The organism is Kriegella aquimaris, assembly GCF_900103215.1.
Taxonomy (GTDB): domain Bacteria; phylum Bacteroidota; class Bacteroidia; order Flavobacteriales; family Flavobacteriaceae; genus Kriegella; species Kriegella aquimaris.
In genome coordinates, this window is record NZ_FNGV01000005.1 from 236,242 (window position 1) to 256,733 (window position 20,492).

The following is a 20,492-nucleotide window of genomic DNA, read 5'->3' on the forward strand; positions in this document are numbered from 1 at the left end:
TCACAGGGTCTCGCTAGTCGAGTTTTTTCAATAGCTCTTTTGCCGCTTCTTGTTTAAAGCCATTTCGGTCTATTAGTTTCTGCAATTGGTCTTCACTTTTGGTAATCGCTCGAAGTTTAAGGTATGAAAGTGCCAAATACCATCTGGCACGATCTTTCAGTTGGCCATCATTTTTAATATAGGTTTCCAGTATTGAAGCGGCCTCTTGGTGCCGATTCAATTGCATCAACACAACAGCCTCATAAAAGTCGATGTATGGGTCGCCCTGCTGTATTTGTAGTTCTTCGAAGAGTTTAAGTGCCAACATGTAGTCTTGATCCTCGTAGGCCGTAAAGGCTCTGGTTTTGAGATCTTTCAATTGTTCACCACGTTCGATGGGGTGTACTACGTTTTCATAAGGTGCAAAATTGGCAGCGTACAACTGGTCGGTGTTCAAGTCGGTATTGTTGAAAAACAAAAGCCAAGATCCTAGTGCGATCAATAAGGCAAACGAAGCAGCAATCAACCATGGGCGCATGCGCACGACTCTGGTTTTTGCTGTTGTCGCTTCTATGTTAAGACCAGCGAACATTGCTTTGATTTCTTGACGCTCCTCTTTTTTGAGCGAACGTTGAAGTTCTTTTTGAAACTCAAAGTCTGTAGCAAATGCTGTATCAGTTTTAAGCAAACGTGCTAACTCCTCCAATTGATTTTCGGAGAGGGAACCTTCAAAATATCCGTTAATCAATTCGTGTTTATCCATCGTTGCGTTGAATTAGCTCTTTTAGTGATTTCAAACAGCGCGATTTTTGGCTTTTAACTACATTCTTGTTATCATAGCCCTGTACGCTCATAATTTCTTCCAGTTTTAGGCCTTGCAAATAGAACAGTTCTAAAATTTCACGACACTTGTCACCTAATTTTTTAAAATTTTCCACCATTTTTTTTTGGTATTCGCTAGGGCCTTCATCTTCATACACATCATCGATTACCGCCTTTTCTTTTTGGTCAAAAACATAGGTCTCTTCGGTGGCTATTTCCTTGGTATCCCTGAACTTTTTAAAAAGCATAAACTTTCCAGTACTGAATAGGTAGGTTTTTAGACTGCCATTCAAGTGGTCCAGCTTTCCTGCTAGGGCGTTTTCGTAGAGTGCTATAATGGCATCCTGGAAAATATCCTCTAAGGTATCATCTGCTTTGGTGTATCGCGAGGCGAATCTGAAAAATTCGGACTTGTATCCGCGATATACGTCTTTTAGCGCATTTCTGTCCCGCCTTTTCAATTGGGCAATCAGCTGCTGGTCATTCATTAGTGTACTATTAGTAAAAAGGTAAACATTCTTTAAATATATATTTTTTTATCCGTGATGTTGACCTTTTCGAATGTTAGGTACTAATGTGTGTAAAAGAAATAGAGCTTATATGTAAAGGCCTTTAAAATAAGTAGAAAAAACTTTTTAAAAGGTAGGTTAATTATAGCATGTTACATCTCTTGCATGTTCGGTTACATATAGTATATGATTTGTTGCTAGTCCATACTAGATTCGAGTTAGGAAAAATTGACAGGAACAAAAAAAACAGAGAAATGAAAACGAAAAAAAACAGCAAGTTGCTAATTATTTTATTCCTATTGGTAGGAATGAATGCTCAGGCGCAATTCTTTAAAAAGATAGCTAAAAGTGCCGAAAAAGCGGCAGAACGAACGGTTTTAAAAAAGACAGAGCAAAAGACGTCCGAAAAAACCGATCAAGCCCTCGATGATATTCTTAATATGGATTTCGGTTCAATGGGCGGGTCTAATGTAGACCCTTCGACCTTACCGAAGTCTTACGAGTTCGATTGGCGCTATACCTTACAGATGTCACACGAGAAGGGAGATATGAAATTCCATTATTTCTTATCGGAAGATGGCGGGGCCTTTGGTAGTAGACCAGAAATGGCACAAGGTGGAACCGTAATGGGTAACATGCTCATGGTAATTGACCCTACGCTTTCAATAACTACAATATTGATGGATAATGGCGGGAGAAAAACGGGAACTGTAATGTCAAATCCTGATATAGTCAACGAAGCTACCCAAGAAAGTGATTTGAGCGATTATGAGTTTAAGGAAATTGGCACGAAGAAAATTTTGGGTTTCACGTGTCAAGGCTTCGAAATGGAAAGTGAAGACCACAGAATGACAATGTATGTGGCCTTTGATGCTCCAGTGAGCTTCAATAGCATGTACAGTGGTAATAATTCTAAACAGATGCCTAAAGGCTTTGATCCCAAATGGTTTGAAAAGATGGGGGATAACAGTTTGTTGATGGAAATGGATTTTCACAATAAGAAGAAACCAAAGGAGAGTGCTAAGATGACCTGTGTTGCCTTGGAAAAGGAACCTCTGCAAATAGATGTTTCTCAATACGAGTTTCTACAGATGCAAGTACAAAAATAAGAGTGTAATAATAATCAATAACTAAGAATTAAAATCATGAAAACAATTAAAGAAATGAAAACAAGACTTTTTTTGATCGGCTGTGGTGCTGCAATAATCACATTCACAAGTGGGTGTAGTAAAGACAACCCTTTGAATCCCAATGGAAATTGTTTCGGTGGAAATTGGGCGGACCAATATACCAATGAGTTACAGGCTTGGTCGAATGCTGCCACTGCTTATAGCCAAGAACCAAGCCAGGCAAATTGTACAAACTATAAAAATGCTGCAAAGGCTTATCTGAATGCTTTAGATGACATTTATGACTGTGTGCCCAATACAAGTCGGGCCGAAATTGACAGAGCCATAAAAGAAGCCAAGGCCGATATTGATCAAGAAAGTTGTGATTAAAAATTTTTCACATGAGTCATTTTAACATCTTGTAGAGCCTTGAAATATTTTGGTTTATTACGAGATGTTAAATGGCAAATTGAGATTTAACCAAGATTCTAATAGCAATGAAAACACTAGGAATAGTATTAGTGACCTTTGCCCTTGTTTCGTGTACGGGAGAGGTAAAAGAAAAACTGAGAAAAGTGAAGCAGAACGTTTCGAACGTGACTACCATTGCCGATAGGGCTCAAGAAGCTAATGCCGACTTCGAAAAACTAAAGGATGCCAAGCCATTAACCAATGAGCAGTTGAAGGAGTGGTTGCCCGCATCCTTGAATGGGTGGGAGCGGACAAGTTTTGGTGTAGGTAAAACTGGCTATATGAACGTTGCCTCTATTGAGGGTGGTTTCACAAACGAAATCGTCATAAAATCTGATACGGGTGAATCGGAAACCGTACGGCAGAAATTCTCGGTCAGCCTTGTAGATGGGGCAGGTCCATCGGGAAGCATCATGGTAGCAGGCCTTGGTATGGCCGCAAAGATGGATATGGAAGAGGAGAACGAAAACAAACATACCATGGCAATAACGGTTAATGGTATTCGCGCGCAACAGACCTTTCATAAAAAACGAAACGAGACGGCCCTTCAATTTGTTTATGGCAAACGTTTGGGAGTCATTGCCAACGGCGTAAAAATGAATCCCGAGGAAACTTGGGCAATGATCGAAAAATTGGATTTGAAAAAACTGACCGATACAGCAGAATGAATTGCCAAATAAAAAAAGTTTAAATCACTAAATAAATAGAAAAATGGAAACCACTAGAACCAAATCGCAAAATGCCGAAGCGGCAACTGCAAACGAAGAATCGAAGAGAATTGCGGTAATTGCCTATATCACATTTATTGGGCTAATCATCGCCTTCGTAATGAATAATGATAAAAAACAGGATTTCGCTAGCTATCATATCCGCCAGTCTTTGGGACTTTGTATCACCGGACTTGCCCTTGGTGTTATTGGTGTCATTCCCATATTGGGTTGGATTATCAACATTATCGGCATATTCGTGTTACTCTATATGTGGATTATGGCCTTAATGAACGCCATCAACGAAAAAGAAAAGCCCGCTCCAATTTTAGGAAAGAAATATGAGGAGTGGTTTAAGAACATTTAAGTAAAAAGCATCGAAGCGATTCATAGGGTAGTTTTCCACATGATTTTTTGCAGCAAGTAATGTTTGATTGCATTACTAGGTCGGAAATGGACTTCTTTTTTTGAAAGGGATCTGCTTATTTGCAATTGACACAAAATTTGATGCCAATTATACAATTTCAAAATATGTTGGCACAAGGTTTGATACCTTGGTATTCGAATTAAGGGAATGAACATTTTGAATCGTATTCGTATTCTGAGCCGTTAGGAGCCCCTAAAAAGTTTAACCATTTATGTTTTTCGACATAAACTGTAAACATCGCAAATCATGAAGTCTATTATAACTTACGTTGTGTTACTTACTATTGCTTTTTTAAGCCTGATTTCTTGTTTAAGTATGGCGCTTACCTAATACAATACTCATTTCTTTGAGGTAGTAGTATATATAACCGACGAAGGAAACCAAATCATAGAAGGTCATTTATACCATTTAAAAATGGTATATAAATTACTTGAAATTAGCATTTTACATAGTTTGTGAAAATTTATGGTGACACAATAGTCTCTTAAGAAGAGAGGCAATTAAAATGCAATAAAATTTTAAACCAAAAAGTATGTTTTTATATACTTTTTGGTTTGTTTTTTTTAAGTCCTTTTTTTAAAATATTTATACTTTCCAAAAGGTCAATGAACATCACTTGCCAAGCTACATTTCAACAGATCGTGTTAAAAACTTTGTATCCTTATTGTATGAATCCCCTTTCCCGATCGCCTATAATTTTCCATCTTTGTTAATCCCGACAGTGAGGTAATTTTCACCCTAACTTATCGAAGGTTAAAATAATTGCACATACCAATTGTCTCTTCCACTTTATCAGAAAACGGAAGTGTAAGACAAGAGAAATGAAAAACGCAATCGCCTTTTGGGCGAAAAAATTAAGTAAAAAGAAAATAAAAACTATAACACCATGTCAACAGCAGAAGAGCCCATTTTAACCGAAAACGCAGACCGTTTTGTGATTTTTCCTATCAAACACCATGATCTATGGGATTGGTATAAAAAATGTGAGGCTTGTTTTTGGACTGCTGAAGAGATAGACCTTCATCAAGACCTTACCGATTGGGAGACCAAATTGAGTGGTGACGAACAATATTTTATCAAGCACATATTGGCTTTTTTCGCAGCCTCCGATGGTATTGTAAATGAGAATCTTGCCGAAAATTTTGTGAGTGAAGTGCAGTATGCCGAGGCTAAATTTTTCTATGGTTTTCAGATTATGATGGAGAACATTCATTCAGAAACCTACTCGCTCCTAATCGACACCTATGTGAAAGATGAAAAGGAAAAGAACATTTTGTTTAACGCCATCGAGAACTTTCCGGCGATTAAGAAAAAGGCGGACTGGGCTCTAAAATGGATTGATTCCCCAAGTTTCGCAGAGCGATTGATTGCTTTTGCCGCTGTAGAGGGTATTTTCTTCTCTGGGGCATTTTGTTCGATTTTTTGGTTGAAGAAAAGAGGGTTGATGCCCGGCCTTACGTTCTCCAATGAGTTGATTTCCCGTGATGAGGGTATGCATTGTGATTATGCCGTGCATTTGCATAACAAACATTTGATAAATAAAGTGCCCAAAGCACGAATTACCGATATTTTGACGAATGCTCTTGATATAGAGCGGGAATTCATAACCGAATCTCTTCCGGCCAGTCTGATTGGAATGAATTCCAAGCTTATGACCCAGTATTTAGAATTTGTAACAGATCGTCTTTTGGTCGAACTTGAATGTGAAAAGGTATATAATTCAACGAATCCTTTTGATTTCATGGATATGATTTCACTTCAGGGCAAGACGAATTTCTTTGAGAAACGTGTATCGGAATATCAAAAAGCTGGAGTTCTTAATAATAAAGAAAAGGACGAAGATTCTCAGAAAATCAGTTTTGACGCTGATTTTTAGTCGGTTCCTCATGCTTGGATGACAATGAACTAACAGATGTCTTTTTAAGATGTCTTCCTTATAGTAAAAAACAAATCAAAACCCCCAGAGTTGAGTATTGTACATGTGCTGTAATTACTTGATTCATAACACCTTAATTCAGAAATTATGTATGTATTAAAAAGAGACGGAAGAAAAGAGCCGATGATGTTCGATAAGATCACGGCAAGGGTAAGAAAATTATGTTATGGCCTAAATGAACTGGTAGATCCTATCAAAGTTTCTATGCGTGTTATTGAGGGGCTATACGATGGGGTGACAACTTCCGAGCTTGATAATTTGGCGGCTGAGATTGCGGCTACCATGACTACTACGCATCCTGATTTTGCAAAGTTGGCTGCGCGAATTTCTGTTTCCAACTTACATAAAAATACGAAGAAGTCTTTCTCTGAAACCATGAAAGATTTATATGAGTATGTGAATCCCAGAACAGGCAAGAAGGCTCCTTTGTTGTCTGATGAGGTTTATAAGGTAGTTTCTGAAAATTCCGAGCAATTAGATTCCACGATCATTTATAATCGCGATTTTGGCTATGACTATTTTGGATTTAAAACTTTAGAGCGTTCGTATCTTTTGAAATTGAACGGTAATATTGCCGAACGTCCGCAACATATGTTGATGCGGGTTTCTATAGGGATTCACTTAGGTGATCTCGAAGCCGCTATGGAGACTTATGAACTCATGTCAAAGAAGTATTTTACACATGCGACACCGACATTGTTTAATTCAGGAACCCCGAAGCCACAAATGTCTTCCTGTTTCCTATTGGCGATGAAAGATGATAGCATCGACGGAATATATGATACCTTAAAACAGACCGCTAAAATTTCACAATCGGCCGGGGGCATCGGATTATCTATTCATAATGTAAGGGCTACGGGATCATACATTGCCGGTACCAATGGGACCTCTAACGGGATTGTTCCCATGTTAAAAGTTTACAACGATACAGCACGTTATGTTGATCAAGGAGGAGGAAAAAGAAAAGGAAGCTTTGCAATCTATGTAGAGCCCTGGCATGCCGATATTTACGATTTTCTAGATTTGAAAAAGAATCATGGTAAGGAAGAAATGCGTGCCCGTGACCTTTTCTACGCAATGTGGATTCCTGATTTGTTCATGAAAAGGGTGGAAGCCAATGAAAGTTGGACCTTGATGTGCCCAAATGAATGTCCAGGGCTTTTTAACCATCACAGTGAAGAATTTGAAAAACTATACCTATCGTATGAGGCTGAAGGTAAAGGTCGTAAGACTGTAAGGGCCCGAGAACTTTGGGAGAAAATATTGGAATCACAAATTGAGACCGGTACCCCTTATATGCTTTATAAAGATGCGGCCAACCGTAAGAGCAATCAACGGAATTTGGGTACCATTCGTTCCTCCAACCTTTGTACGGAGATAATGGAGTATACTTCACCAGATGAAGTGGCAGTGTGTAACTTGGCCTCGATTGCGCTACCTATGTTTATCAAAGGGGGCAAGTTTGACCATAAAGAACTATTTCGGGTAACGAAGAGAGTTACAAGAAACTTGAACCGTGTTATTGATCGAAATTATTATCCGGTAAAAGAGGCTGAAAATTCAAATATGCGGCACAGGCCAATCGGTTTGGGTATTCAGGGGCTGGCTGATGCATTTATTATGTTGCGTTTGCCTTTTACCAGTGATGAAGCCAAAGAATTGAACCAAGAAATTTTTGAGACCTTATATTTTGCAGCAGTTACCGCTTCTATGGAAATGGCTCAAGAAGAAGGGGTGTATTCTACTTATAAAGGGTCGCCTATTTCACAGGGTGAATTTCAACACAACCTTTGGGGTATAAAAGATGAAGAGCTCTCAGGAAGATGGGATTGGGGCAAACTTCGTAAAAGTGTTAAAAAGCACGGCGTACGCAATTCACTATTAGTTGCGCCTATGCCAACGGCGTCTACTTCCCAAATATTAGGTAATAACGAGTGTTTTGAGCCTTACACATCCAATATTTATACACGTAGGGTGCTATCTGGAGAATTTATAGTTGTAAATAAGCACTTGTTGGAAGACTTGGTAAATTTAGGTTTGTGGAATGAGAACCTGAAGCAAGAGTTGATGCGGGCCAATGGTTCCATACAGCACATTGATAATATTCCTGATGATATCAAAGAACTCTACAAGACGGTATGGGAGCTTAGTATGAAAGATATTATCGACATGAGCCGTCAACGTGGGTACTTTATTGACCAGAGTCAATCATTGAACTTGTTTATGGAGAATGCAAACTATTCAAAATTGACTTCTATGCATTTCTATGCATGGAAAAGCGGTTTAAAGACAGGAATGTACTATCTGCGTACGAAGGCGGCTGTAGATGCCATTAAATTTACTTTGGATAACACCAAGAAAAAGGAAGTGCCGGTAAGCGTAACTGCGGAAGCCGAAGTAGTTTCCGTTTCACCAACTGCCGCTAAGGCGATTGAAGTAAAGCCAACAGCGATTTCAGAATCACCTCAGGCGGCCGAGACAGATATACAGCCTATGACCGCAGAAGAAATGCGCGAAATGATTGCACGGGCAAAAGAAGGTCAAGCAGATGATGACTGCTTAATGTGCGGGTCATAATTACAAGGTTGTGATTATTAGATAGCTCCACAATAACATTATTGATTGAAAACCCTGGTATACGCCGGGGTTTTTCTATTAAAAGATTCTTTTAAATGATAATGATTTTGAATAATTTTTTGCAGAAAATGTAGCTGTGTTTGTCGGTAGGAAGAAAACGAAATTCTTGAGCGTAATAAAAAGGGGGGTAAATAAAATTCTTCGAAGAATGGATTTTAACGGCTAGCTGCCTATAATCTGGAATCTGGCTTTTAGAAATAAGCGTACTGCGTATCCAAATAAAAACAAAAATACTTTATTTTTCAATGTAAGGCTTTACCACTACTGATAAGGCATATACCACAATGTAGATAAGCAGAATGATCAAATAATTGTCCATGCCCCGAAACTTTTGAATTACGTAATATATACGGATTAACAACGTATTAAAGATGATGAAAAAAGTGAATTAAGACAAAACAAATGTTAAATTTTATCAAATGACCTGTTTGAAGTTAAATTTTTAAGGAATTTCTTTAACTGAAACCTTTAAAAGGTAAATGTTCATTGATGTCCTGTGAATCCAAAATCGCTTTTTTCTGTTCTCTCGGCATATTTTAGGTAGAAGTCTTAGAGTCATTTTTTTCGATACTGGATAAAACGGACTAAGACCCATCTAAAAATACGACCCACATTTCTTATATTTAGATTCCATTTCATAAAACAAAGCGAATATGAAGCAACGTAAATTCACACTTGAGGAAAATGAGATTCCGGAAAACTGGTATAATATTGTGGCAGATATGCCAAACAAGCCTTTGCCGCCTTTGCATCCGGGTACTTTAGAGCCTTTGGGGCCTGAAGCACTTGAACCTTTGTTTCCGAAAGCCTTGATAGAACAAGAAATGAGTGCCGACAAATGGATCTCCATTCCTGAGGAGGTGCGTGATCTATATTCCTTATGGAGACCAACACCCTTGTATCGTGCGTATGGGCTAGAGAAGGCACTGGATACTCCTGCCAAGATTTATTACAAATATGAAGGGGTGAGTCCTTCAGGTTCGCATAAGCCCAATACGGCCGTTCCACAGGCCTATTATAACAAGATGGAAGGTGTGAAACGAATTACTACGGAGACCGGGGCCGGGCAATGGGGCAGTGCGTTGAGTTTTGCATGTCAACATTTTGGTCTCGAATGTGATGTTTATATGGTAAAACTTTCATACCATCATAAACCCTACAGAAAATCGATGATGAACGCATGGGGAGCCAATGTTTATGCCTCCCCGACTAATTTGACAGAAGCCGGCAGAAAGATACTGGCCCAAGATCCCGATAGTCCGGGCTCTTTGGGTATTGCTATTTCCGAAGCCGTTGAAATGGCCGCGCAACGTGAGGATACCAAATACGCTTTAGGTAGCGTATTAAACCATGTGAAATTACACCAGACGATTATTGGGCAAGAAGCGATTAAGCAAATGGAAAAAGCGGGTGACATGCCCGATATTGTTATTGCACCTTTTGGAGGCGGTTCTAATTTTGCGGGACTTGCATTTCCTTTTTTACGATTGAATTTCGAAGAAAGTCGAAATATACGATGTATTGCCAGCGAGCCGACCTCCTGTCCTAAATTGACACGAGGCGTATTTCGTTACGATTTTGGTGACACAGGCGGCATGACCCCCTTATTGCCGATGTATACTTTGGGCCATGATTTTGTTCCTGCACCTATTCACGCAGGGGGTTTGCGCTATCACGGTGCTGGTGTCATCGTCAGCCAATTGTTAAGAGATAACCTTATAGAAGCCGTAGCCCATGACAATGTTGAGGTATTCGAAGCAGGTGTATTATTCGCTAAAACGGAGGGTATTATTCCCGCGCCAGAGGCCACGCATGGCATTGCCACGGTAATTGCAGAAGCCGAAAAATGCAAAAAAGAAGGAAAGAGCAAAACCATTCTGTTCAATCTATGTGGTCATGGCAATTTTGACATGAAGGCCTATGATGACTATTTTGATGGAAAAATTGTAAAACATGAACTTTCTCAGGAAGAAATCAATGCTTCCATTGCCAAATTGAATACGCCCGAGATACCCTCTTAAAAGAGATTTATTGAGGATATTTCAATTTTTAAGGAATATGGTTCACAAAAAAAACAGCTACGTAAAGTAGCTGTTTTTTATAGTATAAAGCTTATAATGTATGTCTACATAAAAGTATCCTCATGAATATAGGCATCGATAACAGCTTGCTCGCCGGCTTTGCCTTCTTTTGAGTTCCCGTGTTCCATGCCTAAAACGCCGTCAAAACCTTTTTCATGAATCCACTTAAAGACATTCTTATAGTTGATTTCGCCGGTGGTGGGCTCTTTACGTCCTGGGTTGTCACCGATTTGAATGTATGCAACTTCATCCCAAGTAAGATCCATATTATGAATAAGGTGCCCCTCAGTCTTTTGCATGTGGTAGATGTCGAACAATATTTTGCACGATGGGCTACCTACCCCTTTACATATCATATAGGTTTGATCCGAATTCTGTAAATACAGGTCGGGAGAATCGGATAACGGTTCAAGTACCATAACCAATCCATGGGGTTCTAAAATCTCGGCTCCTCTTTTTAATGCTTCGATAATGTTGCCATCTTGTACGCCAATCGGCAGCTTTCTTTCGAATCCACCAGGCACTACGGTCATCCATTTAGCGTTGACGCGTTTCGCGACTTCAACGGCTCTTTTACAACCGTCCAAAAATATATCGATATACTCTTGTTTGCCAGCCGCAAGGGTATTTGCCATGTTGCCCCCTTTGTCAACTACGAATACACCCATGGTCATTCCTCGTTTTGCCAAGGTTTCACCCATTTTGGTCTGCAAAGCGACGTCGCGTTTCATCATACCGTTATCTTCAAAGGCTGTAAACCCTTGATCGGCCATGAAATTGATTTGGTCGATGGGGTCATCGCCAGCAAGATTTTTAAACATGCCCAAATGGGGCGCATACTTTAAATTAAATTGATGTTTTTGTGCGTTCATGCTCAAATTGCTCGATGCGGCCAAGCTTACACCTCCGAGCGAAAGTGCTCCACCGGTAATGGCCGTTTTTTGTATAAAATTTCTTCTCTTCAAAATGGGTTGTTTATTTATAGTGACCAGGCTTTACCTTCGGTCAGTTCATTTAAATCGGCACATCCTATGTATTCTCCCGGAATCGGTAAATAGGCCATTAATTTTTCGCCTACATATTCAGAGGTTTTGTACCCCATGATGGTCAATCCTCTTAGGTTATTGGCAAATGCAAAACGCGATACTCCTTCTTCAAGCTCCGCGGGCTCACCATTGGCAACTGCTTTTTGATAGGCGTTGATAAGTTTGAAATATTTCGTCTCATCTTCTTTGGAGACCTTTAATGAACTGGCCAATACCGGTTCTAAGTCTTCCGATGAAAGATCGGCTATTTTTTCCTTACCTGAGTCTTTTTGGGCTTTGCTTAAGAAGTTGCCCATCGACATTTTAACAAAGTCTTGCTGTTCCTTGTCCATTACTTGATCAGCGAACCGATCGATAAACAAATTTACTTGAACTTCTGAAGCAGAGGGAGTGTCGGTCTTTGGTAAAATAATATCCACTAATTTGGTCAGTGCGGCTCCCTCTTCCTGAGAAAAGAAATCCGGGGTCCATGCCAGAATGGTTTCGTTTTGACAACTTTGAACAATGCTGATCAATGTAGGAGTGGCGACCGTATAACCGAGCGCCAAGCCCATATTTTTGAGTGCTTTTCTTCTATCCATTATATATTTCCTTTTTTAAGTTCTTTAACCGCATGGTCTGCAGCCCTGGCTGTAAATGCCATATAAGTCAATGATGGGTTTACACAGCTGGCAGAGGTCATAAATGACCCGTCAGTGACGTAAACGTTGGGCACGTCGTGCAGTTGGTTGTTCCCGTTCAGTACCGACGTTTTTCTACTACGTCCCATTCTAGCGGTACCCATTTCGTGAATACCCAGACCTAAACCAGTTGGTCCATCATGCCCTTCGACATCACGTAATCCTGCTTTTTCCAACATTTCTACTGCAGATTGCTGCATATCTTTACGCATGTTGAATTCGTTTTCCTGTAAATCGGCATCAAAAGTAACCGTAGGAAGTCCCCAGCCATCGAGTTTGTCGTAATCCAAGGTCATTCTGTTATCTTGATAAGGGAGCACTTCCCCAAAACCACCAATACCCATTCTCCAACCTCCCGGTTTGAGTACACTTTCTTTAAGATCTTTTCCGTAAGAGAGTTCTGCCACTGTTTCTTCCCAATTGCCCCTACTGGCTCCGCCCTGATATCCGAATCCACGTTTGTAGTCTTTTCTATCCGAAGCACCGCCCAGGTTTCTAAATCGTGGAATATATACCCCATTGGGCCTTCTACCTTTATAATATTTATCTTCGAAACCATCAAAATTCCCCGATGCCCCCACGCCAAGATGATGGTCCATAATGTTTCGGCCTAATTGATCGGAATCGTTACCCATACCGTTGGGGAATCGATCCGATTTTGATTGCATTAAGATAGAGGTCGATGCAATCGACGAAGCACAAAGAAAAATAACTTTGGCTTTGAACTCATGGGTTTCCTTCGTTATGCGATCAATAACTTTAACACCAGTGGCCCTTTTAGTATCGGGATCGTACATTACCTCGTGTACTATAGAGTCTGGGCGCAAAGTCATGTTTCCCGTCGCTTCTGCAGCCGGTAGGGTCGATGACAAACTACTGAAGTAACCTCCAAAAGGACATCCGCGTATGCATCTGTTTCTAAATTGGCATTTGGTACGCCCGTCAAATTCTTTGGTCCCTGTAATATGAGCGACCCGACCAATGGTAACGGCGCGGTCGTCGAAACCTGCCATTACTTTGTTTTTGAATTGCTCTTCGACGCAATTCATTTCCATGGGAGGTAAAAAGTTACTATCAGGTAATTGAGGTAAGTTGAGTGCTTCACCACTGACCCCTATATAATCTTCTACTTTCGCATACCAAGGGGCAATATCCTTATAACGAACGGGCCAATCGACCGCAATACCATCCTTCAGATTCGCCGTAAAATCAATATCGCTCCAACGGTAACTCTGACGACCCCATTGCAGCGAACGCCCACCTACGTGGTAGCCCCGCATCCAGTCGAAACGTCTAATTTCGTTGTAAGGGTGTTCCAAGTCGTTTACGAACCACATTTTACTCGCAGCGTTCGTCGTATATCCCGTTCTGTTCTGTTTCTCTTGTTTGGCAATATCTTCTTGAGTCGGTTTTCCGGCATTCGGAAAATCCCATGGATCCATATTGGCCGTTTCATAGTCTTCGATGTGTTTGACCATTCTGCCTCGTTCAAGCACCAAAGTTTTCAATCCTTTTTCACAGAGCTCCTTGGCAGCCCATCCTCCACTTATACCCGTGCCGACAACAATTGCATCATAGGAGCCTTGCTCTTGGTTATAATAAAATTTACTCATTTGAAATATTGTTTATCCGCTAAATTTATTAAATATAAAATTAATTCTTTACTTTTAAACGCCCTATTTTCTAAGGAAGTCACGCCAGTAGGCGTTAATAATATAATTAATTCGAATTCAATCAACTAATACATAAAATGAAGAGAAGAAATTTTATCCGAAATAGTTCACGTGCCGGAATTGCGTTTTCCCTTTTGGGGGTCTATGCCTGCAAACAAACTAAAAAAGAGAATACAGAAGAGGCCGTTGGTGCACAAACTACCATGGAAGATGCATCGCCATTTTTTGAACTCTCTTTGGCACAATGGTCAATACATCGAATGATAAAAAATGACGGGGTGGATCCTTATACTTTTGCAGAAAAAGCAAAAAAATGGGGATTTACCGGTTTGGAATATGTGAGTCAATTGTACAACCCTGAACTGTCAGATGCAAATTATTCACCAGAAGCGATGGCAAATTTTGTTGAAAAATCGAATGCCGAGGCGAAAAAGCACGGATTAAAAAATGTACTCATTATGATTGATGGCCAAGGAAATTTGGCGGTCGATGATGAAAAAGAAAGAAAGGAAGCCATCGAAAAGCACCATAGATGGGTCGATGCCGCTGCTGCGATGGGGTGCCATTCTATTCGTGTGAATTTGGCAGGAACCAACGATCCAGTTAAGTGGAAAAGCAATTCGGTAGCGTCACTTAAAGAGTTGGGTGCTTACGCCAAGGGGAAAAGCATCAATATTATAGTAGAAAATCACGGGGGACTTTCCTCAAACGGAGCTATGTTGGCAGACGTCATGGCCACCACGAATATGGATAATTGTGGTACATTACCGGATTTCGGAAACTTCTGTATCAAAAGAAAGGAAGACAGTCGCGATTGTGAAGAACAATACGATTTCTACAAGGGAGTTGAAGAGTTGATGCCCTATGCTAAAGGGGTGAGTGCGAAATCACACAACTTTGATGCTGACGGAGATGAATCCGAAATCGATTATGTGAAAATGCTCCAGATTGTAAAAGATGCTGGTTATACAGGCTTCGTTGGCGTAGAATACGAAGGAAGTGAATTAGGGGAAGAGGCAGGTCTTTTGGCAACAAAGGAATTATTGCTCAAAGCGGCGAAAGAATTGAGCTGACCCCTGTTTTAGTTTTAAAACCATACACGTGAAAGCATTTTTCAATCAACTTTTTGATTACAATTACGATTGCAATAAAAAAATCATTGATGAATGCGTAAAGATTGATGAGCTACCTGAAAAGAGTGTAAAACTTTTTAGCCATATTTTGAATGCACATCATATTTGGAACGCCCGAGTGAATGATTTAAAACCAAAATATGAGGTCTTTCATGAACATTCAATCACCGATTGGGAAGAAATACATTATGACAACCAAAGGAGTTCTTTTGAGATTATGTCAAAAGACGACGATTTTGAAAGGCGAATAGCCTATGAGAATTCAAAAGGTATGTCGTTCACCAATACGTTGCACGACATACTTTTTCATATTATTAATCATTCTACACATCATAGAGGTCAAATAAATTTGAATTTAAGAGAAAGCGGGTTCGAACCCCTTTCTTTGGATTACATTTTTTACAAACGATAAATACAACAGCGGATGAATACAAAGGTGCGGACACAATTGTCGGTGATGATGTTCTTGGAATTTTTTATCTGGGGTAGTTGGTTCGTTACCATGGGGACTTTTCTGGGTAACAATATAGGGGCCAGTTCGGGTCAAACGGCTATGGCCTTTTCTACACAATCTTGGGGAGCTATTTTGGCTCCCTTTGTTATAGGGCTGATTGCAGATCGCTATTTCAACGCAGAACGAATTTTAGGAATCTTACATCTTTTAGGGGCGGCTTTGCTCTATTTAATGTACTGCAGTTCAAGTTTCGATGTTTTCTATCCGTATGTTTTGGGTTATATGATTTTATTTATGCCAACACTGGCATTGGTAAATTCGGTTGCATTCAATCAAATGAAAGACCCTACAAAAGAGTTTTCGTTCGTTCGTGTTTTTGGCACCTTGGGGTGGATCGTTGCCGGTTTGATTATTAGTTATGCCTTTCATTGGGATTCACCTTCGGGCATCTCCGAAGGCATGCTGAAGAATACCTATTTAATGGCGGCGATTTCATCGGCTATTCTGGGTGTTTTCTCTTTTACCTTGCCCAAGAATCCGCCCAAGGTAGATACTTCTAAAAAAGTGTCCTTCTCTCAAATGCTGGGTCTAGATGCGCTAAAGCTACTGGGTGATAAGAATTTTCTCGTCTTTTTTGTTTCCTCGATTCTGATTTGTATTCCGTTGGCTTTTTATTATCAGAATGCGAATCCGTTTTTGGTTGAGGTAGGTCTTCAAAACCCAACAGGAATGATGACAATTGGCCAGATTTCCGAAATTCTATTTATGCTCTTACTGCCCTACTTCTTTAAGAAGTTCGGCTTTAAGAATACTATTTTGATAGCTATGTTGGCTTGGACATTGCGGTATTTTCTCTTTGCCTATGGTAACGCTGGCGAGTTCACCTTCCTTTTGATCCTAGGAATAGGATTGCATGGTATCTGTTACGATTTTTTCTTTGTTTCAGGACAAATATATACGGATTCGAAAGCTGGGGAAACCTACAAAAGTGCTGCACAAGGGCTTATTACACTGGCAACTTATGGTATAGGCATGTTGATTGGTTTCTGGGTGGCCGGAAAAATCACCGACATGTATTTAAATGTCGATGGTTCCCATGGCTGGGATACCATTTGGATTTATCCTGCGGGATTCGCATTTCTGGTTTTTCTGCTCTTTGCCGTTTTATTCAAAAACGAGAAAATTGCCTATAAGTCTTAGAAAATTTTATAAATTGACAACCTTAAATATTAAATAGATTTTTAAAAAATAAATTAAAATAGGATATGCCAAAAAAAATTAGATTAGGAATATTAGGTGGTGGTGGTGATTCCCTTATCGGAGTATTGCACCGTGTAGCTTCACATATTAATGACAACTATCAAATTACAGGTGCGGTCTTTAATCCCGATTTTAAGGAAAACATTGGATTTGCAGAGGAAATCGACGTGCCGACCAATAGGATCTATAAAGACTTCGATACTTTTATTGAGGAGGAAATGAAGCTTCCCAAAGAAGAACGAATTCAAGTTTGTTCTGTGCTAACACCAAATTTTTTACATTTTCCAATGGCTAAAAAATTGTTGGACAATGGGTTTCATGTCATTTGTGAAAAACCGATGACTACAACATTGGACGAGGCCAAAATTCTTCAAGAAGCACACCAAAAAGCCGGAACTATATTTGCACTCACACATACCTATACCGGTTATCCCATGGTGCGTCAAATGCGGGAAATGATCAAGGCGGGTGCTTTGGGAAAAATTCATAAAATAGATGCAAGGTATTATCAAGGGTGGATCAACCCTATCATTCACGATAAAGCACAGCGTTCTACGGTTTGGCGTCTAGACCCGAAAAAAGCGGGTATTAGCTCATGTATGGGAGATATCGGGGTACATGCCTTTAATCTTATCGAATATACTACAGGTCTTGAAATAAAATCATTGTTATGCGACTTCAATTACCTGTATGAAGACAACCAAATGGATGTCGACGGTACCGTGCTCATCCGTATGAGTGACTATGTAAAAGGAGTTATTCGTGGAAGTCAAGTGGCTACCGGGGAAGAAAATGGTTTGGCTATTTCGATTTATGGGGAAAAGGCGGCTTTCCGATGGGAACAAGAACGCCCTAATTTCCTTTATAAAATGAGCGATACCGAGCCAACGCAAATTTATAAGCCAGGGCATGCCTATAACAGTGAACTTTCACTGGATGGAACTAAGTTGCCGGCAGGCCACCCGGAAGGAATTTTTGATTCAATGGCGAACATCTATTTGGGTGTTGCGAAAGCCATACGTGGCGAAGCATATAACGATGGAGAATATCCGACGATGCATGATGGAGTTCGAGGTATGAACTTTATTGAAGCTACGGTGGCATCGCATAAAGGTGGAAATGTTTGGGTAGACATGGAATAGTAGAAAAATGTCCTATAAAAAAACCCGTCGACTTTTAAAGTCGACGGGTTTTTTTTATAGAAAGAAAAGTTCTCTCGAATTATTACTTCTAAGCTATTCGTTAACGCTCAAAAACCTTCTCGAACTCTTGACAGACGATAATCATGCTTTCTCGGGGTACGCGCCCAAAAGGTCGTAGCTCCCGCTCATAATAATCCCAATGTACACGTTTCCAATATTCGAGACTTAGGTCTCCTTCACCCTCGAGTCGGGCATAAGCAGCATCAATGCTAAAATAGGGTCTGAGCCTCGCCGATGTTGTTCTTACGATACATTGTGCCGAGCCTTCCCAATCGGTAATAATCATAAAATCCCCAATTTTTGGCAAGGGTTCTTGACGACACTGCAATCCGAGCAGTGAGGGGGAAGTGGCCTTTTTAATTCCTTTTTTGACTAATCTCACACAATCATTGGCATCTTTCTCATTATCACAGAAGTGAATCACTTTGGGTGCATCTACAAAAGCATACTCGAGATGGGCATCTAAAAAATCTCCCCACATATTTCTGGCCGAAGCGTTGTCCATTATTATTTTTCTATACGATTACTTTTGTCTATTTATTTCTTTAAAGCAATGGTAAAATAGAATATTACCCGTGAATTAAAGCGAATAATCGATTAATACCATCAACTTGACGTTCTCTAACTTCTTTTTACGAAAATTTACCAGCTTTAAATTGTTTCGCTGCGTGGCTTGCGGCTCTTGCCGTAAATGCCATATAGGTTAGCGATGGGTTTACACAATTCGAAGAAGACATAAAAGCACCGTCAGTAACATATACGTTTGGTACGGTATGAATTTGATTGTGTTTATTTACAATCGAAGTTTTCGCATTATGGCCCATTCTAGCTCCTCCCATTTCGTGTATTCCTAATCCTGGGCCAGTTGCGTTGTCATAGACTTCTATATCTTTGAAACCGGCAGCTTTGAACGTGGCCGCTATTTCCTTTTTTATATCTTCCCGCATTTTGTATTCATTCTCTTTGAATTCTACATCAAAATCCAATTGCGGCAATCCCCATTTGTCTTTTTCAGTGGCGCTCAAGGTCACCCGATTATCATCATAAGGTAGAAACTCTCCAAAACCTGTCGCCCCAATATTCCATTGACCGGGTTTTAAAATGGCCTCCTTTAAGTCTGCTCCATAGCTCATTTCTGCAACTGATTCTGACCAATCGCCCCTGCTTGCGCCACCTTGGTATCCAAAACCACGGATGTAATCTTTGCGTTTGGTTTTTTCGTCGAGGTTGACAAAGCGGGGGATATAAAAGCCATTAGGCCTTCTGCCTTTGTAGTATTTGTCTAGATAGCCATCTACTTTTGCACTTGCCCCCAATTGGTAATGATGGTCCATGATGCCTCTTCCCAAGGCGTCGGAATCATTACCTAATCCGTTAGGAAAACGTTCTGATTTTGATTGTAGTAAAATGCCGACCGATGCCATTGATGAGGCACATAGAAAAATAACTTTGGCCTTAAATTCAAGTTTTTCATGAGTCTCAGTATCAACCACTCGAACACCAGTAGCTTTTTTCGTAGTATCGTCATAAATGACTTCGTGTACGATGGAGTTAGGTCTGAGGGTCATGTTGCCCGTGCGTTCAGCTGCCGGAAGGGTAGAAGAGTTGCTACTGAAATAGCCACCGAATGGGCAACCTCTCGAACATCTATTTCTATACTGACAAGGCTGTCGGCCTTCAAAATCTGCTTTCTTATCTGTGATATGGGCAACCCGGCCAATGGTAAGTAATCTTCCGTCGTCAAATTCCTTTTCCATCGACGATTGTAGGTCTTTTTCCACACAATTAAGTTCCATTGGGGGTTGGAATTTTCCATCGGGAAGGTGTTTTAAGCCGAGGTTTTGACCGCTTACTCCAATATAAACCTCTACTTTATCATACCATGGAGCTATATCATTGTAGCGCACAGGCCAGTCAACACCGATCTTATCTTTTTTATTTGCCTCAAAATCTATGTCGCTCCAACGATAGCTTTGTTTGCCCCAAGTAAGTGACCGGCCACCAACATGATATCCCCTTATCCAATCAAAGCGTTTCGTTTCTACATAGGGGTGATCTAAATCATTAACAAAAAAATGCTTGTTATCTTCTTTTGGAGCCCAGCCTATTCGAGCTTGTACATGTTGTTTTCTCTTGTCTTCTTTTGAAAGTTCGCCTTTGAGCTCATAATCCCAAGGATCATCGTTCATGGTCTTATAATCCTTGATATGTTCTACCATCGGGCCACGTTCCAAGACCAAGGTTTTTAGTCCTTGTTCGCAGAGTTCTTTAGCCGCCCAGCCCCCACTAATTCCAGTGCCCACAACGATGGCATCATATTCTACTTCTTGATTCATATTGTTTTTCTTGTTTTAATTCTGATGGTT

The 20,492-nt window shown here is 40.2% G+C and carries 18 protein-coding genes; 11 read left to right on the forward strand and 7 right to left on the reverse strand.

The window, feature by feature from the left end; genetic code table 11:
- Window positions 1-13: 13 nt before the first annotated feature.
- The gene (locus BLS33_RS12690; protein ID WP_089889500.1) at window positions 14-742 is read right to left on the reverse strand and encodes a tetratricopeptide repeat protein; all 729 of its coding nucleotides are present in this window, start codon (window positions 740-742) and stop codon (window positions 14-16) included.
- On the reverse strand, window positions 735-1,289 hold the full coding sequence (locus BLS33_RS12695; RefSeq protein WP_089889502.1) for an RNA polymerase sigma factor: 555 nt from the start codon (window positions 1,287-1,289) through the stop codon (window positions 735-737). The genes BLS33_RS12690 and BLS33_RS12695 overlap by 8 nt, the downstream gene beginning before the upstream one ends.
- A gap of 275 nt (window positions 1,290-1,564) precedes the next feature.
- Between BLS33_RS12695 and BLS33_RS12700 the strand changes: the two genes are divergently transcribed.
- From BLS33_RS12700 to BLS33_RS12730, 7 genes are all read left to right on the forward strand, one after another.
- Window positions 1,565-2,419, forward strand: coding sequence for a DUF4412 domain-containing protein (locus BLS33_RS12700; protein ID WP_143017606.1), 855 nt, complete (start codon window positions 1,565-1,567; stop codon window positions 2,417-2,419).
- 36 nt (window positions 2,420-2,455) lie between these two features.
- Complete coding sequence (locus BLS33_RS12705) at window positions 2,456-2,809, forward strand: hypothetical protein (RefSeq protein WP_089889509.1); 354 nt, start codon at window positions 2,456-2,458, stop codon at window positions 2,807-2,809.
- 107 nt (window positions 2,810-2,916) lie between these two features.
- A complete protein-coding gene (locus BLS33_RS12710) occupies window positions 2,917-3,558 on the forward strand; it encodes a hypothetical protein (protein WP_089889512.1) in 642 nt (213 codons plus the stop codon).
- Window positions 3,559-3,601: 43 nt separating this feature from the next.
- Window positions 3,602-3,964, forward strand: coding sequence for a DUF4870 domain-containing protein (locus tag BLS33_RS12715; RefSeq protein ID WP_089889515.1), 363 nt, complete (start codon window positions 3,602-3,604; stop codon window positions 3,962-3,964).
- Window positions 3,965-4,910: 946 nt separating this feature from the next.
- A complete protein-coding gene (locus BLS33_RS12720; RefSeq protein WP_089889518.1) occupies window positions 4,911-5,900 on the forward strand; it encodes a ribonucleotide-diphosphate reductase subunit beta in 990 nt (329 codons plus the stop codon).
- 147 nt (window positions 5,901-6,047) lie between these two features.
- Window positions 6,048-8,537 carry a ribonucleoside-diphosphate reductase subunit alpha gene (locus BLS33_RS12725; RefSeq protein ID WP_089889522.1) on the forward strand — a complete coding sequence of 830 codons (2,490 nt, stop codon included), beginning with the start codon at window positions 6,048-6,050 and terminating at the stop codon, window positions 8,535-8,537.
- A gap of 713 nt (window positions 8,538-9,250) precedes the next feature.
- Window positions 9,251-10,618 (forward strand): TrpB-like pyridoxal phosphate-dependent enzyme, encoded by a 1,368-nt coding sequence (locus tag BLS33_RS12730; protein WP_089889525.1) that lies wholly within the window; start codon window positions 9,251-9,253, stop codon window positions 10,616-10,618.
- A 104-nt stretch (window positions 10,619-10,722) separates the two neighbouring features.
- Here the strand turns inward: BLS33_RS12730 and BLS33_RS12735 are convergent, their stop codons facing one another.
- From BLS33_RS12735 to BLS33_RS12745, 3 genes are read right to left on the reverse strand one after another with little or no spacing between them, the layout of a single operon-like run.
- Window positions 10,723-11,643, reverse strand: a complete 921-nt coding sequence (locus tag BLS33_RS12735; RefSeq protein ID WP_089889528.1) for a hydroxypyruvate isomerase family protein — start codon at window positions 11,641-11,643, stop codon at window positions 10,723-10,725.
- 14 nt (window positions 11,644-11,657) lie between these two features.
- Window positions 11,658-12,305 (reverse strand): gluconate 2-dehydrogenase subunit 3 family protein, encoded by a 648-nt coding sequence (locus tag BLS33_RS12740; protein WP_089889531.1) that lies wholly within the window; start codon window positions 12,303-12,305, stop codon window positions 11,658-11,660.
- Entirely contained in the window at window positions 12,305-14,017 is a 1,713-nt protein-coding gene (locus BLS33_RS12745; protein ID WP_089889535.1) for a GMC oxidoreductase, read from the reverse strand. Before BLS33_RS12745 ends, BLS33_RS12740 begins: the two co-directional genes overlap by 1 nt.
- Window positions 14,018-14,154: 137 nt before the next feature.
- On the opposite strand from BLS33_RS12745, the gene BLS33_RS12750 reads away from it, so the two are divergent.
- From BLS33_RS12750 to BLS33_RS12765, 4 genes are all read left to right on the forward strand, one after another.
- Entirely contained in the window at window positions 14,155-15,150 is a 996-nt protein-coding gene (locus BLS33_RS12750; RefSeq protein WP_089889538.1) for a sugar phosphate isomerase/epimerase family protein, read from the forward strand.
- A 28-nt stretch (window positions 15,151-15,178) separates the two neighbouring features.
- Entirely contained in the window at window positions 15,179-15,622 is a 444-nt protein-coding gene (locus BLS33_RS12755; protein WP_089889540.1) for a DinB family protein, read from the forward strand.
- Between the two features lie 12 nt (window positions 15,623-15,634).
- The gene (locus BLS33_RS12760) at window positions 15,635-16,864 is read left to right on the forward strand and encodes a nucleoside permease (protein WP_089889543.1); all 1,230 of its coding nucleotides are present in this window, start codon (window positions 15,635-15,637) and stop codon (window positions 16,862-16,864) included.
- Between the two features lie 65 nt (window positions 16,865-16,929).
- On the forward strand, window positions 16,930-18,066 hold the full coding sequence (locus tag BLS33_RS12765; protein WP_089889547.1) for a Gfo/Idh/MocA family protein: 1,137 nt from the start codon (window positions 16,930-16,932) through the stop codon (window positions 18,064-18,066).
- Window positions 18,067-18,166: 100 nt separating this feature from the next.
- Here BLS33_RS12765 and BLS33_RS12770 read toward each other — a convergent pair whose 3' ends face one another.
- Entirely contained in the window at window positions 18,167-18,631 is a 465-nt protein-coding gene (locus BLS33_RS12770; protein WP_089889550.1) for an ASCH domain-containing protein, read from the reverse strand.
- A 127-nt stretch (window positions 18,632-18,758) separates the two neighbouring features.
- Window positions 18,759-20,462, reverse strand: a complete 1,704-nt coding sequence (locus tag BLS33_RS12775; protein ID WP_089889555.1) for a GMC oxidoreductase — start codon at window positions 20,460-20,462, stop codon at window positions 18,759-18,761.
- Window positions 20,463-20,492 lie beyond the last annotated feature (30 nt).